General features: G+C 52.2%; 11 protein-coding genes and 1 tRNA gene. 4 read left to right on the forward strand and 8 right to left on the reverse strand.

Annotated features, from left to right (window positions below; translation table 11 throughout):
- The 3 genes from RDN79_RS00870 (at window position 1) to RDN79_RS00880 (ending at window position 2,812) form a co-directional block, all read left to right on the forward strand.
- The gene (locus RDN79_RS00870; protein WP_298554376.1) at window positions 1-1,038 is read left to right on the forward strand and encodes an iron ABC transporter permease; all 1,038 of its coding nucleotides are present in this window, start codon (window positions 1-3) and stop codon (window positions 1,036-1,038) included.
- Window positions 1,038-2,045, forward strand: a complete 1,008-nt coding sequence (locus tag RDN79_RS00875; RefSeq protein ID WP_298554625.1) for an ABC transporter ATP-binding protein — start codon at window positions 1,038-1,040, stop codon at window positions 2,043-2,045. Before RDN79_RS00870 ends, RDN79_RS00875 begins: the two co-directional genes overlap by 1 nt.
- A 92-nt stretch (window positions 2,046-2,137) precedes the next feature.
- Complete coding sequence (locus RDN79_RS00880; protein ID WP_298554374.1) at window positions 2,138-2,812, forward strand: hypothetical protein; 675 nt, start codon at window positions 2,138-2,140, stop codon at window positions 2,810-2,812.
- On the opposite strand, the gene cbiD is transcribed toward RDN79_RS00880, so the two are convergent.
- The 8 genes from cbiD to RDN79_RS00920 form a co-directional block, all read right to left on the reverse strand.
- Window positions 2,813-4,657: a cobalt-precorrin-5B (C(1))-methyltransferase CbiD gene (gene cbiD / locus RDN79_RS00885; protein WP_298554372.1), complete on the reverse strand. Its 1,845-nt coding sequence runs from the start codon at window positions 4,655-4,657 to the stop codon at window positions 2,813-2,815.
- Between the two features lie 122 nt (window positions 4,658-4,779).
- Complete coding sequence (gene cobM / locus RDN79_RS00890; RefSeq protein ID WP_298554369.1) at window positions 4,780-6,717, reverse strand: precorrin-4 C(11)-methyltransferase; 1,938 nt, start codon at window positions 6,715-6,717, stop codon at window positions 4,780-4,782.
- Window positions 6,710-7,969, reverse strand: coding sequence for a precorrin-6y C5,15-methyltransferase (decarboxylating) subunit CbiE (gene cbiE, locus RDN79_RS00895; RefSeq protein ID WP_298554367.1), 1,260 nt, complete (start codon window positions 7,967-7,969; stop codon window positions 6,710-6,712). Before cbiE ends, cobM begins: the two co-directional genes overlap by 8 nt.
- A complete protein-coding gene (cobJ, locus tag RDN79_RS00900; RefSeq protein WP_298554364.1) occupies window positions 7,966-9,378 on the reverse strand; it encodes a precorrin-3B C(17)-methyltransferase in 1,413 nt (470 codons plus the stop codon). Before cobJ ends, cbiE begins: the two co-directional genes overlap by 4 nt.
- Before the next feature lie 48 nt (window positions 9,379-9,426).
- Window positions 9,427-11,091, reverse strand: a complete 1,665-nt coding sequence (locus RDN79_RS00905) for an AMP-binding protein (RefSeq protein WP_298554361.1) — start codon at window positions 11,089-11,091, stop codon at window positions 9,427-9,429.
- A gap of 187 nt (window positions 11,092-11,278) precedes the next feature.
- Entirely contained in the window at window positions 11,279-11,932 is a 654-nt protein-coding gene (locus tag RDN79_RS00910) for a DUF1080 domain-containing protein (RefSeq protein ID WP_298554358.1), read from the reverse strand.
- A gap of 24 nt (window positions 11,933-11,956) precedes the next feature.
- Complete coding sequence (gene ettA / locus RDN79_RS00915; protein ID WP_298554355.1) at window positions 11,957-13,645, reverse strand: energy-dependent translational throttle protein EttA; 1,689 nt, start codon at window positions 13,643-13,645, stop codon at window positions 11,957-11,959.
- Between the two features lie 105 nt (window positions 13,646-13,750).
- Entirely contained in the window at window positions 13,751-15,034 is a 1,284-nt protein-coding gene (locus RDN79_RS00920; RefSeq protein WP_298554352.1) for an MFS transporter, read from the reverse strand.
- 206 nt (window positions 15,035-15,240) lie between these two features.
- Here RDN79_RS00920 and RDN79_RS00925 point away from each other — a divergent pair.
- Window positions 15,241-15,313 (forward strand) — tRNA-Lys (locus tag RDN79_RS00925).
- Window positions 15,314-15,405: the final 92 nt, after the last annotated feature.

A 15,405-nucleotide genomic window follows, 5' to 3' on the forward strand; every position in this document is an offset into this window, starting at 1 on the left:
ATGAGACATTCCACTACTTTTCTGATGTCGCTCATCGTAGCGTCCATCCTGGTCCTGATGTTCCTGAACCTGGTGTTAGGGTCGGTGTCTATCCCGTTGAAGTCTGTCTGGAACATTGTTTGCGGACTGGGAGACGAGCCGGTGACGTGGCAGAACATCGTCTGGAAATCACGTCTCCCGCAGGCGTTGACAGCTTTGGTGGCGGGAGCGGGCCTGGCGATAAGCGGCTTGCAGATGCAGACTGTTTTCCGGAATCCGCTGGCGGGACCTTCCGTGCTGGGGATCAGCTCCGGTGCGAGCATGGGCGTGGCCTTCGTGGTGCTGTTGAGCGGTAGCCTCGGAGGGGTTGCGCTTAGCAAATTGGGGTTTATGGGAGAAATCGCGCTTTCGATAGCAGCCGTGATCGGTTCGCTCTCGGTGATGGCGTTGATCGTATATGTGTCGCAGAAGGTGAAGGGGAACGTGACGCTGCTGATCATCGGCGTGATGATCGGCTACGTGGCGAATGCGGTGATCGGCGTGCTGAAGTTTTTCAGCGTGGAAGAGGACATTCGCGCCTACGTGATCTGGGGATTGGGCAGTTTCTCCCGTGTTTCCGGCAACCAGATGATGCTGTTTGTCGCGATCATGGCGATTCTGATCCCTTTGTCGTTCCTGCTGATCAAGACGCTGAACCTGATGCTGCTCGGCGACGGTTATGCCCGTAACCTGGGACTGAACATCAAGCGGGCGCGTCTCTTGGTTATCACCTCGGCGGGAGTGCTGACGGCGATCGTGACGGCCTATTGCGGACCGGTCATCTTTCTTGGCTTGGCTGTCCCGCATCTGTGCCGGGCCATTTTCCAAACGTCCGACCACCGGGTCCTGATGCCTGCCGTCTTGTTTGCCGGTGCCGCGTTGGCGCTCGCCTGTAACCTGATTGCCCGGATGCCCGGCTTCGAAGGGGCTTTGCCGGTCAACTCGGTGACTGCCTTGGTCGGTGCTCCGGTAGTGGCCTCCGTGCTATTCCGCAAACGTAAGAACGAACTGAACGAATGATGAAACAAGATACGATTCATATAAACGACCTCTCTATCGGCTATCGGACAAAAAACGATACCAAGTTGGTGGCGAGCCATATACAGGCCCGGATTTATAGCGGAGAATTAACCTGCCTGTTAGGGGCGAACGGAGTCGGGAAGTCGACGCTTCTGCGCACGTTGTCGGCTTTCCAGCCGAAGCTGGGAGGCGAGATCGCCGTCCTGGGACGTGATGTGGACAGCTATTCGGACAAGGAACTGAGCACGACGATCGGCGTTGTCCTGACGGAGAAGTGTGACATCCGGAATATGTCCGTACGGGAATTGGTCGAGATGGGACGCAGTCCTTACACCGGTTTCTGGGGACGGTTGGGCAAAGAGGACAAGCAGGTCGTGGAAGAATCGATCGCCTTGGTACGGATCGGGAACCTGGCCTCCCGCATGGTGCACACCCTGTCGGACGGGGAACGGCAGAAGGTCATGATCGCCAAGGCGCTGGCTCAGGAAACGCCTGTGATCTTCCTGGACGAACCGACCGCTTTCCTCGATTTTCCGAGCAAGGTGGAGATCATGCAACTGCTCCATCATCTGACACGAAGCACGAACAAGACGATTTTCCTCTCCACGCACGACCTCGAACTGGCGCTCCAGATCGCCGACAAGATTTGGCTGATGGACCGGACGAACGGGATTACGACCGGTACGCCCGAAGATCTCGCCCTGAGCGGCCACTTGAGCGGTTTCTTCGCCCGCAAGGGAATCGTGTTCGACACGGAGACCGGCCTGTTCCGCATCGATAACCGGTATTCGAAAGAAATACGCCTGACCGGGCACGGGCAGAAATATGCGATGGTCCGCAAGGCGCTCCAGCGGAACGGCATACGTGCCGGCCGGCATGTGGAATCGCCACTGTGGATCGAGGCGGGCGATCTGTCTGCCGGTTCCGCATTCCTGATCCACCATCCCGACGGGCATACGCAGGCGGCCGATACCATAGAATCTCTCTTGCAGCAGCTTTCTGTCTGACAAAAAAGCCTAAAAGGAAAAAACTTTTCCCGCTTCATTTGTTATTTCTATCAAAGAAGAATAAATAGAGTCCTCGGATAAAATTAAATGATATGAGAAAGTATTTCCTTTATGCTTGCCTGTTGTTCGCTGGCGTGTTTACCGCTTGCGATAACGATGATTCGGACGGGATCGACCCGTCGATCCCTTTCTACCAGAATTTGGGTGTCGAATATAATGTTACGCAGAACCATACCCATATAGGCGCGAATTTCAATAAGTATAACAGCGAAGGGGCCAATCTGCGCCTGCCGGCCAAAGGGATTCTCTTTAACGGCAAAGTACCGGATTTTTTAGGGATGGGAACTTATATGTATATGCTGTCGGAATCCGGGCTGGATCCGGTCACGTTCACCTTTACCCGCTGGAAAGACCAGGTCTATACAAACAAGGCCTCTATCGACGATGTCGATCCGATCGCGCTTCCCGAATCCCTGACATCCGTCAAAGGCAATGGCGCAACCGTTATCACTTGGGTAGGAAAGCCGATCGGGAAGGATGAGTATGTCCAGGCGCACCTGACCTACAACGGCGGCGTCTATGATATCAACAATACGCAGGAAGGCGCGACCTCTATCACGCTGAACTTTACGAACCCGACCTCTGCCGCCAAAGGAACCCTGTTCCTGAGCCGCGTCAAGAAACTCCCATTGCAGGAGAGCAACGGCGATGCGGGAGGAAAGATCGATGTCTCCTATGTGCAGAACAAAGAGGTTACGTTTGAATAATCAAGATTGAAAGGCTATTTCCCCGCTTTCCGAAATCAGCAGGACGGACAGTTTCCCGTCGGGGAGCAGAGGCGCACAATGCTCCCGGCATTTCTGCAACAGAAGCGGGAAGAAACGTTGCTGTTCGGTTGCGCTGAACAGCTCCCATAGTTCCCTGGCCAGCGTCAGGGTTTCTATTTTTTGTACCGACTCCGGTTGGCAGCCGGCCTTTCCGGCCAGTTCTTTCAGGAAGGCTTTGTTCATGACGACTTTCTTGCTGTGCGTGTCCAGTGCTCCTTCCGCCAGTTTGACGGCTTTGCCGATCATGATTCCCATGACAACTTCGTCGAATTGCAGTTCGGCGGCTATTTTCAGCGTCTCCCCGATGAAGTTCCCGTAGTGCACGAACATCTGCGGGGGAAGTTCTTCCGAGATCCGTTCCGACAGGTAGCCTTTCAGGAAACGTTCGCTTTTCGCCCCTGAGTTGATGACGAGGCGGGAGCATCCTATTGCTTTCGCGACTTCTGCTTCTTTCCGGATCGAGGCGATAAAGGCGTCGTGCGAGAAAGGGCGTACGATCCCGGATGTCCCGATGATCGAGATCCCGCCGACGATCCCCAACTTCGGATTGAATGTCCGGGCGGCTAACTCTTTCCCTCCCGGAACGGAGATCGTGACGACCACCTCCTTTATCTTGCCGGACAGGCCGTTTTCTTCCAGTACCGCTGTCAGCTCCCTGCAAATCAGGCGGCGGGGAGTAGCGTTGATGGCAGGTCCGCCTATTTCGAGGCCGAGGCCGGGAAGCGTCACCGTACCGACTCCTTCGCCGCTCCGGAACAGGATGCCGGGAGTGGGGGATTGTCCTGCCTGCAACTCGATGCGGGCGATGACGGAACAGCCGTTTGTCACGTCCGGATCGTCGCCGGAATCTTTTATAACCGTGCATAGGGCGGCGTTGTCCGTCCATTCGGTAGCGGCGACAGGGAGCGTGATCTTTTCCCCGGAAGGGAGCGTGATGCAACTTGCGGTTTGTTCCCTTCGGCTCAGGAGGGCGACCAAGGCGGCTTTGGCGGCAGCTGTAGCACATGCGCCGGTCGTGAAACCACTCCGGAGCGGGAAGAAACCGGGGGCCAGGCGTTCGATGGCTTTACGGAGCCCTTCCACACCTTGCACGAAGGTGAAACTGTCGGGCAGGAGAGGGCGCTGTATGACATAAACGGGGATGCCGCAGGCCCCGGCCGCCTCGACCTTTTCCCTGAAATATCCGCTTTCCCCGCTTTCCTTTGTCAGTACGGCATCCGGGTGAAGCCGCTCCAGCAGCCCCTTTTCATCTTCTCCTTCATGGAAGAAAACGAGCCGTTCCTTCGGGAACCCGTCGGACTCGGCCAGTGAAAGTGATTCTTTCCTGTCCAGGATACGGAACCAGCAGGGCGTCTGTTCCCAATAAGAACGCAGCTTCGCAATGGTCTTGACGCCTGTCAGGGCCAGCAGGTTGCGGATCCCGTCCGCACGCAGGCGGTCGATGGCGGCGGCATAATCCGCGCACCATATCAACCGCTTGTCACGTTCGGGATATTGCCTTTCCAGCCGGACGACCGGAATTCGGAGCCGGGAGGAGACCTTTGCAAGCGTACGGTGCAACCGGATGGCAAAAGGGTGGGCGGCATCGACCAGCAACGAGATTTCTTTCTCGCGGCAGAACCGTGCCATCTCTTCTTCCTCCATGCCTCCGGTGAGCCGGATGGCGTGGGCGGCTTCTATCGCTTGTTCGCTGCCGACCGTCGAGTAGTAGTAGGGCTTGCCTGCACTCTCGACGACTTGTACGGCCTTGCGGCCTTCGGTTGTTCCTCCTAAGATCAGTATCATAATGCTTTTGTTGTTCTCTTGTCTTTACCGGTAATATCGTGGGGTACCATCCTCTCTGATGAGTGCTTGCCTACTTCCTACCTACGCGGTATCATGCCTCATAGGTAGGCGGTGACCCCTTACTAACGGCGGTACAGATGTTTGAACTCCTCGGCGTAGAGACGCGAGGCTCCTGCGCGGTTGTCTATGGCATCGCCCACGACTAACAAGGTTGTCAGCGTCAGGTTGTTTTCTTTTACGATCCGTTCCAGGTCTTTCAATTCGCCCCGGTAGATGCGTTCGTCTTTCCAGGTCAGCTTGTAGCAGGCGGCTACCGGGGTCGTCGGCGGGTAATGTTCTAAAAGTTCTTTCTGTACCTGCCCGGCAATGCCCGCGCTCAGGAAGATGCACATCGTGCTTTGGCTGGCAGCCAGTTTATGCAACTGCTCTTTCTCCGGCATGGGCGTACGTCCTTCGCCACGTGTCAGGATGATGGTCTGCACCTTTTCGGGAATGGTGAACTGGGAACGGAGAGCTGCCGCGGCAGCCTGGAACGAGGAGATTCCCGGCGTGATATGGTAGCTCATGCCGTAGCGGTCGAAGAATGCCATCTGTTCCTGTATCGCCCCGTAGATGCAGGGGTCGCCTGTGTGCAAGCGTACGACGAACTTTCCTTTGTCATAGAACTCTTTCATGAGGGCGAACTGCTCTTCCAGGTTCATGTCGGCAGAGCTGCGAACCGTCGCCCCTTTCTTGGCGCACAGGGTGAGCTCTTTGGGGACGAGGCTTCCGGCATAGAGGATCAGATCCGCATTTTCCAGCATCCGACGGCCTCGGATGGAGATTAGTTCCGGATCACCCGGACCGGCTCCGACGATCTCGATGTGTCCCTGTCCCGGTTCCCTCTTTTGCTCGTCGTCTTCTTTGTTCTGAATTGCCGATTGGCTGATGGCTATCGCATAGGTGAAGTTTTTCGTCTGCCCCTTTTGTTTCTCGACCAATAACGGGCCGCCTTCCGCACTCAGGATGGCTGCCGCTTCCGAGACGCTTCCCGATCCGGTGACTTGTTTTACCTTGGAAGAGGGATTGGGCACGGGAATCTGGTCCAGTTCCTCTGCCGCATAGGTCTTGAACGGGCTGCACAGGTAGGTATCCGCCAGTTCCTTTAATATCGGTTCGTCTTTCTTCAAAGCGATGGAGGAGACGTCGGCTATGCTCTTCAGGTTGAGCCCGAAGAAGTTGGAGCAGATATACATATCTATGAGGACGGATCTCATGTCCTTCAATCCCTTTTTGCATCCGACACCTAAGTGAAGCACCTTCGGGAAGAATGACAGGCAGGGAATGGGAGATTTGGGATAGTAATAGGGGCTGACCGTGATCAGCAGGTCGTATTTTTCCAAGTCGATATCTTTATACTTGTAGAAGATATCCACGTGTGGAGGGCAGGTCTTTTCCATATAATCCGTCTCTTCCGTGCGGACATAGAGCAGGAGGGCGGTCGGCCTGCGGTTGAGGAAGCGGGCGATGCATTCGTTCATCGCCTTCTTTCTCGAAGCGTCGAAAGTCTCGTCGTCCGTTTCTTCGAAGTCCGTGTACAGGAAACTACGTATGCCCTCTTGCAGGTTGTAGACATCCTGTTCCCAGCCGTATTGCTGCGCCAAAGTGTCCAGTGCCCAAAGTCCCTGGTTGTCGCTCTGTGTCGTGACAACCGCTTCGGCGCCCAATATGCGGGCCAATTCGTGTGTCAGCTCGTTCGCCCCGCCGATATGGCCGGACAGCACCGACACGGCATACTTACCGGTACTGTCGAGGCAGACGATAGCCGGGTCTGTGTACTTGCTCTTGATGTACGGTGCGATGCTTCGTACGCAAATGCCCATCGCACCTATAAATACCATCGCTTCCGATCTGTCGAAAAGGTCACCGGCTAATTCTTCGAAAGAGGTGAATGGTTCGACATCGTTGTCAGCTTCTTTACAATAGATAACGGTTTTACCCGGATATTCATTCCGGATTTTGCGTGCTAACGGCAAGCTGCTTGCCGAAACCACAAGAATGTTCAGTATATTTTTAGACATGATATTTACTTGTTGAGCAAAGAATTGTAATAGGATTATTGGAATCGACCGTAATGTTCATTTCCGAATGCAGTTTCAAGCCGTTCTCGTCGACCGCCTCGCGGAACAGCTTGCTGCTTTCTTCCGAAACGGAGTTGAAGACGATCTTGCCTTTCAGGCTGTCGAGATGGGAAGCGACCTTGCGGATGATCTCTTTCAGCTTGCCGCCATGACCGCCGATAAAAACGGCATCGACAGTCGTGTTCTTTTCGATTGGCAGATCCAGGAAGTTACCGATATGCAGGTCTATGCCGGGAGCGCTGTGCAGCCGTGCATTTGCCCGGATGATGTTCTCGCATTCTTCCCGCACTTCGAAAGCCCGGATATCCAGGTGGGGGTACTGGCGTCGCGCTTCGATCGAAACCGAGCCGGTACAGGCGCCGATATCCCAGAAAGAGCGGCTGTTATGCAGTTCCAACAGGCTTAGGTCTATCACCCGTATCGGTGCTTTGGTAATCATCTTTGCCCGGTCGTTCAGCAAGACGAACCTCGTGTCGGGTATGCCTAAGGCCGGTCGTTGCAGGTTGCTGTTCGGGGCCTTCATTAGCAGGACGCAGTTCGGATTGGTGAAACTCATCTCGCTGATTTCATTGATCGAATAGAGTTTATAGATTTTCTCCTTCTCCGGATTGCCTAAATGTTCGGCTACCCGCATGGTGTAATCCTTGTCCAGATGATATTCCATCATCCTCTTGGCAATAGCGTTGGGCGTATGGACACGGTCGGTCAGTACGCCGATCAGCGGCCGGCATTCCAGCAATGCCCGGTCGAGTTCGTGCCACGGCCGTCCGGTAACGGACACGGCATGCATGTTCTCATACGCGATTTGTTCATGGTGTGCGAACATCTGCAATGAGTTGAAGTAGGGGAACACTTTCATGCCTACTCCTAAAAGGTTTTTCCGGATGGTGGAAGCGAAACCGAAAAAGAACGGATCTCCCGAAACGAAGGAGACGATCACTTTGTCTTCCTGGATCAACCGGCTGTATTCCGCGAGGACGGCATCTATCGGAGCCTTGATCTCGATCCATACCGCATCGGCGGGCAGGAACGGCTTCACAATCTCGTAATGACGCTTCCCTCCGGAGAAGATGTTGTCGTGTTTGATGTTTTTGATAATGACATCTATATGTTTAGGCTGTGGATTGTCATCCATCCCGACCATATAGATGTGGATTTTGCCGTAATTTTCTACTATTTCTTTAGCCTTCATACGTCTCTACCTGGTTTTAATTGTTCTGCATCGTCGTAGCATAAAATCGCGTTTACCAAAGTCGCGGCGAGGTTGCTACCGCCTTTCCGTCCTTCGATGATGAGTTTGGGAATCCAAACAAATGGCTTTACCATGTGTTTGGATTCCTGTACGTGTACGAAACCGACAGGAGCGGCAATGATGCCGGCGGGAGTGGCTTTCCCTTTCCTTATCAGGTCACAAAGTTCCATTAATGCGGTCGGCGCATTGCCGAATACATATAAAGCGCCGGGATGTTCCTGTACGGCAAGCCGGATGCCGGCCTGTGTGCGGGTGATCCCTTTTTCTGTCGCAAGTTGTACGGTGCGCTCGTCCTGCAAATAGCATTTCACCTCGATCCCCATGCGCTGCAAGGCTCCTTTGCGGATGCCGGAAGCGGCCATTGTGACGTCTGTGATGATGGTGCGCACCTCGCCCCGGCTGAATTTCCCGTAGAGGGAAGCCACTGCATGATCGTCGATCCGCAGGATGTTTTCCATATCGAAATCGGCTGTCGTGTGGATGGCATGGAGCAAAGCCCATTTCTTGTCGAGCGGTATTTTTTTGTTCTTGAGCTCTTTCTCGATGGTACGGAAGCTGCGGATCATGATGTCCTGGCCGATCCCGGCATCCGTTTTCATCTTGATCTCCCCGTAATAGCCGCGTGGTGTGATGAATTTGCCGCCGGCTTCGTATGACTGCGAGTTTCCGATCAGGATGACGGTGAACATGTCGACTTGTTCGGGATCGAACTCTGCCAGCGTGGTCAGGTTGACGACCTGCTCTTCGCGTCCGGCTTGGCGGACATAGCCGACAGGCGTTTCGGGTGCACGCTCTTCGAGGAACAGTTCCTTGAGGCGATGCAACTGCCAGTAGCGCCCTTCGCTTTTCGGATTGTAGACGGCTGTCACGAAGTCGCCGACGGCAGCAGCCCGTATGCGTTTCTCGATCCGCAGCCAGGGAGTCATCAGGTCGGAGAGGGAGAGGATACAGAGATCATGCCCGATAGGTGCTCCCAGGAGCGAAGCCGCTTTCTGGAACGCACTGATACCGGGCACTACCTCGATCTCCACTTGCGGCGCCTCTTTCATCGTCCGCATTTCATATATCAACGGGGCCATCCCGTAGATTCCGGCATCGCCAGAGCTGATCACTGTCACCGTTTTACCTTCCGAAGCGTATTTGTAGGCTTCTTCGGCACGTGCTTTCTCACGTTTCATCCCTGTATCGATGCATTGGGCGTCCGGGCGGATTATATCTTGTATAAACTGGAAATAATAATTATATCCGATGATCACATCCGACTGCCTGATGGCAGATAAGGCCGCGGGCGTTATGTCTTCGCGGCTTCCCGGGCCAATGCCGGCAACAGTAATTTTCCCTTTGTTCATATGAGCTGTTTGTTAATTAACAGAAAACAAAGGTACGATTTTATTTACTTAATTTTCCTCTGCGGGTTGATATAAATACCGTTTAATGCTCCGTTTCGGTGTCTTTTCGAATTCTTCCTGATAAAGCTTGAAGCAGGACACTTTGCTGTAGGCAGGCATTTCGGTGTTCAGCTGGTCGATGTTCTGCTGCATCAGCCCTTCGATTTCGGAGTGCTGGATGCCGGCCTTGTCTACCTGTTCCCAGTCCGGATAGATCAGGGCGACCAGTTTTCCTCCCTGTGAAATGACCAACGACTCTGCCACGTACAACATATTGTTCAGGTGGTCTTCGATCTCTTCGGGATAGATGTTCTGCCCGTTGGAGCTCAGGATCATGCTTTTGCTTCGTCCGCGGATGTAGAGGAAACCGTCTTTGTCGAGCGTTCCCAAATCGCCTGTCCGCAGCCAGCCGTCGGGCAGCATCACCGCTTTCGTCGCTTCCGAATTCTTGTAGTAGCCTAACATCACGTTCATGCCGCGAACCAGGATTTCGCCTACTTCGTTTTCCGGATCGTTCGAGTCGATCCGGATTTCCATGCGGTCGACGACACGGCCTACCGAACCTTGCTTGAACGTGTCCCACTGCTCGTAGGAAACCAGCGGGCCGCATTCCGTCATCCCGTAGCCTACCGTATAGCGGAAGTCGATGGATTTGAGAAACGTCTCTACCTCTTTATTGATGGCCGCGCCGCCGATTACGATCTCGCCGAAGTTCCCTCCAAAAGAGGTATTCAACTTTTGGGCGATCTTTTCGCGTACCTTCTGGTCGACGTACGGCACTTTGAGCAGCAGCTTGATCAACGGCTTTTCCAGTTCGGGGAAAACCTTGTTCTTGATGATCTTCTCGATGATGAGCGGCACGGCAAGGATCAGCGCCGGGCGAACCGTTGCAAATGCCTCCGCAATGATTTTCGGACTCGGCGTGCGTGTCAGGAAATGAACGTGGCAGCCTTTATTGACGGAGTTCAGCACTTCGAACGCCAACCCGTACATGTGTGCCATCGGCAACATACAGACGATGTTGTCTCCCGGATGGATGAACGGCAGACGGTCGTAGGCGAACTGTGTGTTGCTCCACAAACTGCGGTAGGGGATCATGACTCCTTTCGAGAAGCTGGTCGTGCCGGACGTGTAGTTCAGGACAGCCAGTTCTTCCGGGTCTTCGATATGATATTTCACGTCGTTGGCGGTGAAGGAGCGGGGGTATTTCTTGCCGAAATATTCGTTGATGCGGTTGCGCACGGTGCGTACCTCCTTATTCTTGCAGTCGATGATGGAGAAGTTGTCCAGCATCATGAACAGCTTGACATCCGGCATCATCTTTTCGTTCAGGTTCTCCCAGTTGCTGGAACCTGCCAATACGGCTTTCGCTCCCGAATGGTTGACGATGTGGTGGATATTGTCGGGTTTGAACTCGTGCAGGATCGGCACGGCAACAGCCCCGTAAGCCAATATACCGAAGAAGCAGATTGCCCAGTTGGAGGAGTTGCGCCCGACGATGGCCACTTTGTCGCCTTTCCTGATGCCGGCATGTTCCAACAGGATGTGGAACTTCTCTATCCGACGTGCGACGTCTTTGAAATGAAAGGTATGTCCGTTGTAATCGGAGAAAGCGGGGAGGTCCCAATGCTCCTTCATGCTTCTCTCTATAAGGCCTAAGAAACGATTGTCCATAGTGATGTAATTTAAAAAAGAACCGGAATATCCGTGAGAATGTTGCAAAGATAGCAAAGAAACGATATGTTTTGTGGAATGAAGGTACAGTTTCATAGGCATGAAACAAAAATTCCATAGGCAGGGAACAAAAGTTTCATGCCTATGGAACAAAAATTTCATGCGGAGGAAATAAAGCGGAGCCCGTTTACCACGGAGTGATTGTTACGTTGCGGAACTGTACTTCCTTGCCTTCGCTCTGCAAGCCGATGTAACCTTCCTTAACCTTGTTCGTTCCGGTGTTCTGGTAAACGCCGTTGATGTAAACCGTGATGACACCGTCTTTTACGAAAATGTTGGCTTCGTTCCATTCACCGGCAGGTTTCTCGCTGTCCGGGTTGCTTTTGCGTACGACCGGGAAGGCAGGACGCGGCTGTCCGGATTTACCCTGGTATTCGGCCAGGTCCGAACCGCCAAGCAGGACGAAATCGCCGGCATTGTCAAGCATCAGGTTGCATTCGATACCGTTCGGGAACGGGTTTTTCGGGTCTTCGATCAGCAGGAAGATACCGCTGTTCGCCTTTTCCTTGCCGTTCGGCCAGCGGTATTCCACGTGCAGTTTATAATCTCCGTATTTTTCTTTCGTGTACATGTATCCGAACGGCTGTCCCGTGATGTTGATGACGCCGTCTTTGACGGAATATACTTGTTCGGCGGGGACGGAATTCTTGTCGACAACGAAGTTCCAGCCGGAAAGGTCTTTCCCGTTGAACAGCTTCGTTGTTTTCTGTGCACTTGCGTCGCTTCCGAAACACAAAAAGGCGGCAGCTACTACTGCCATCGATAACATTCTTTTTTTCATGGTCTTACAAATTTATTTATATGATTAATCAACAATAAGTTTACGATAACGGACGCGTTTCGGTTCCACATCGCCCAACTGTTTGCGCTTGTACTCCTCATACTCCGAGTAGGAACCTTCGTAGAACACGACATTGGAATCCCCTTCGAACGAAAGGATATGCGTACAGATACGGTCGAGGAACCAACGGTCGTGGGAAACGACAACCGCACAACCGGCGAAGCTTTCCAATCCTTCTTCGAGCGCCCGGAGCGTGTTGACGTCGATATCGTTGGTCGGTTCGTCGAGCAACAACACATTCGCTTCCGCCTTCAGCGTGAGGGCCAGATGCAGGCGGTTCCGTTCGCCACCGGAGAGCACGCCGCAAAGTTTTTCCTGGTCGGCTCCCGCAAAATTGAATTTGGAGAGGTAGGCGCGGGAATTGATTTCCTTGCCGCCTACGCGGATGAACTCCTGTCCGCCCGAAACGACCTGATAGACGGTCTTCTTCGGATCGATATCTTTATGTGTCTGGTCTGCATAACCGACCTTTACCGTTTCGCCCACTTCGAAAGAACCTTTGTCGATACTTTCCATTCCCATGATCATCTTGAACAGCGTGGTCTTACCTGCACCGTTCGGACCGATCACGCCGACGATTCCGTTCGGCGGCAGCATGAAGTTCAGGTCGTCAAACAGCAGTTTGTCGCCGAACGCCTTTGCCACATGCTGTGCCTCGATCACCTTGTTGCCCAGGCGCGGACCGTTCGGGATAAAGATTTCCAACTTGGCTTCCCGTTCTTTCTGATCTTCGTTCAAAAGGGCTTCGTACGAATTCAGGCGGGCCTTGCCTTTTGCCTGACGAGCTTTCGGGGCCATATTGATCCATTCCAGCTCGCGTTCCAATGTCTTGCGGCGTTTGCTCGCCTGCTTTTCCTCCTGTGCCATGCGTTTGGTCTTCTGGTCCAGCCAGGAAGAGTAGTTGCCTTTCCAGGGAATGCCTTCTCCGCGGTCCAGCTCCAGAATCCATCCGGCCACATGGTCGAGGAAGTAACGGTCGTGCGTGATGCAGATAACCGTGCCCGCATATTGCTGCAAATGTTGCTCCAGCCAGTCGATCGACTCGGCATCCAAGTGGTTGGTCGGTTCGTCCAGCAACAGGATGTCCGGCTGTTGCAACAACAAACGGCAGAGAGCCACACGGCGGCGTTCGCCTCCCGACAGTGTATCGACCACCTGGTCTTCAGGCGGACAGCGCAGGGCATCCATCGCTCTTTCCAAACGGCTGTCGAGGTTCCATGCGTCGGTTGCATCTATCTTATCTTGCAATTCGGCCTGCCGGTTGATCAGCGCGTCCATCTTGTCCGGATCTTCGAGCACTTCGGGATCGCCGAATTTTTCGTTTACTTCTTCATATTCCTTGAGGGTGTCCACGATATCCTGAACACCTTCCTGCACGATTTCCTTTACCGTCTTGCCCGGTTCCAGTTTCGGGTCCTGCTCCAGATATCCGACGGAATATCCGGGTGAGAAAACCACTTCTCCCTGGTATTCTTTTTCGACACCGGCAATAATTTTCAGCAATGTAGATTTACCGGAGCCGTTCAAACCGATGATCCCGATCTTCGCTCCATAGAAAAAGGACAGGTAAATATTTTTCAATACTTGTTTTTGAGGCGGAAAGACTTTACTTACGCCTACCATCGAGAAAATAATTTTCTTGTCGTCTGCCATGTTTCAAATTATATATATATATTTATATGATCATTTATCTTCGTGGACAAACTTACGGAAATATCTTCATAGTTTGTATATGTCGGATGAAAATAGCGTGTATTTTTATCCTTCCTGTCCCTTCGTTTTTAATTTATATCCATTTATTCCGTAATACAATATATAAACTTCCCCGGCAATGACCAACAACCATGTCCAGCGCCAGTTTCCATCCATCAGATCGGCGAAAATACCCTGCAGGAAAGGGATGATACCTCCACCGACGACTCCCATTGTCAAAACACCGGATGCTTTGGTCGTATATTTACCAAGTTTGTCGATTGCCAGTGTAAAAATAGCTGGCCACATGATGGAGTGGAAGAAACCGATTCCCGTCAATATCCACGGATTAGCTGCGATCATGGCAAATACCAGCAGCGCAATTGCTCCTATTGAGGCAATCACTAACTGTTTTTCAGAAGGTACCTTTTTGATAAAAGAGCCTAAAAAGCGTCCCAGTAGGAGCAATCCCCAATATATAGCTGCCATGTGCGTGGCATTGGAGGCAAACGTTCCGCCCAGTTCGGACGCATACATATTGACATTGGCCCCGACTGCAACCTCAATACCGACGTAAAAGAAGATACCCCACACGCCCAATTTAAGATGTCTGAAAGACCACACACTTTTTTCGAGTGTTTCTCCCGGCGCTTGCCGGATGGTATCTATGGAGGGCATTTGCGTTCTGCTCACAAAAAATGTGACAACTAACATGAGTAAAATCAATATGACAAGCGGAACGACAAACTGTTCTGTCCGGATTTCGTGTAAAGGTGTTCCGTAAAAAATCAGATAGCTGATGACAAGTGGTGCAACTGCCATACCGATTGAATTACTTGTCCCTCCGATCATTTGCCGTTGCAGGGCCGTCGTTTTCCCGATCTGGCATACGGCCAGATATAGATTGAGTACGACTTGCAGTACTGTCGCTGCCATTCCGATCACAAAAGATCCGATTAGGAAAATAAAGAATCCGAGAGAAATCTGGTTTCCGAGGATGGAAATCCGTACTGGCGTATAAATGTGGAAAAGTACAGCCGCTTCATAGATGGCCAGCCCGGCGACGAGTATGAGCAGGGCGAGAAAGGATGTTTTCCGATACCCGTATTTTTCCAGCCATCGCATCGCAAATCCTTCAGATAGGGGATAAGCAAGAAACCAGGAGAAATTCAGCATTGTTACTAATGCATTCGTAATATTACCATCATGAGGAAGCATGGCCGTTTGTAGTGGTATCTGGAACTGCTGGTTGATTACGGTAAAAAGCCCCACGATAAAATAGAGTATCAGCATTACCGTAAATACTATAAATGCGTTCGTCACCTTTGCACGATTATTATATTGGTTCATGTGAAATAAATTTGGTTATGTAATTGATGAAAACAACCCTTTGCTGTGAAAAGTTGTTTTTTTGAAAAAATGTTGATTTTCAGCTACGATCTTGTTCGGCGAATATTTTTTCTTAGAAGGACGCAAATAAAAATACACTCAATACTTGCATGATAAAAATTAATCACATATCTTTGCGCCCGCATTACAATAGTAACGCACAGGATGATTCGCTAGCTCAGCAGGTAGAGCACATCCCTTTTAAGGATGGGGTCCTGGGTTCGAACCCCAGGCGGATCACTGAAAACAAAAGAAAAATCAAGCAAATCCCTGATAATCAGACATTATCAGGGATTTCTTTTTTCTGGCAGGTAGCAGAAAATAGCCGTTTC

The organism is uncultured Parabacteroides sp. (assembly GCF_902493135.1).
Classification (GTDB): domain Bacteria; phylum Bacteroidota; class Bacteroidia; order Bacteroidales; family Tannerellaceae; genus Parabacteroides.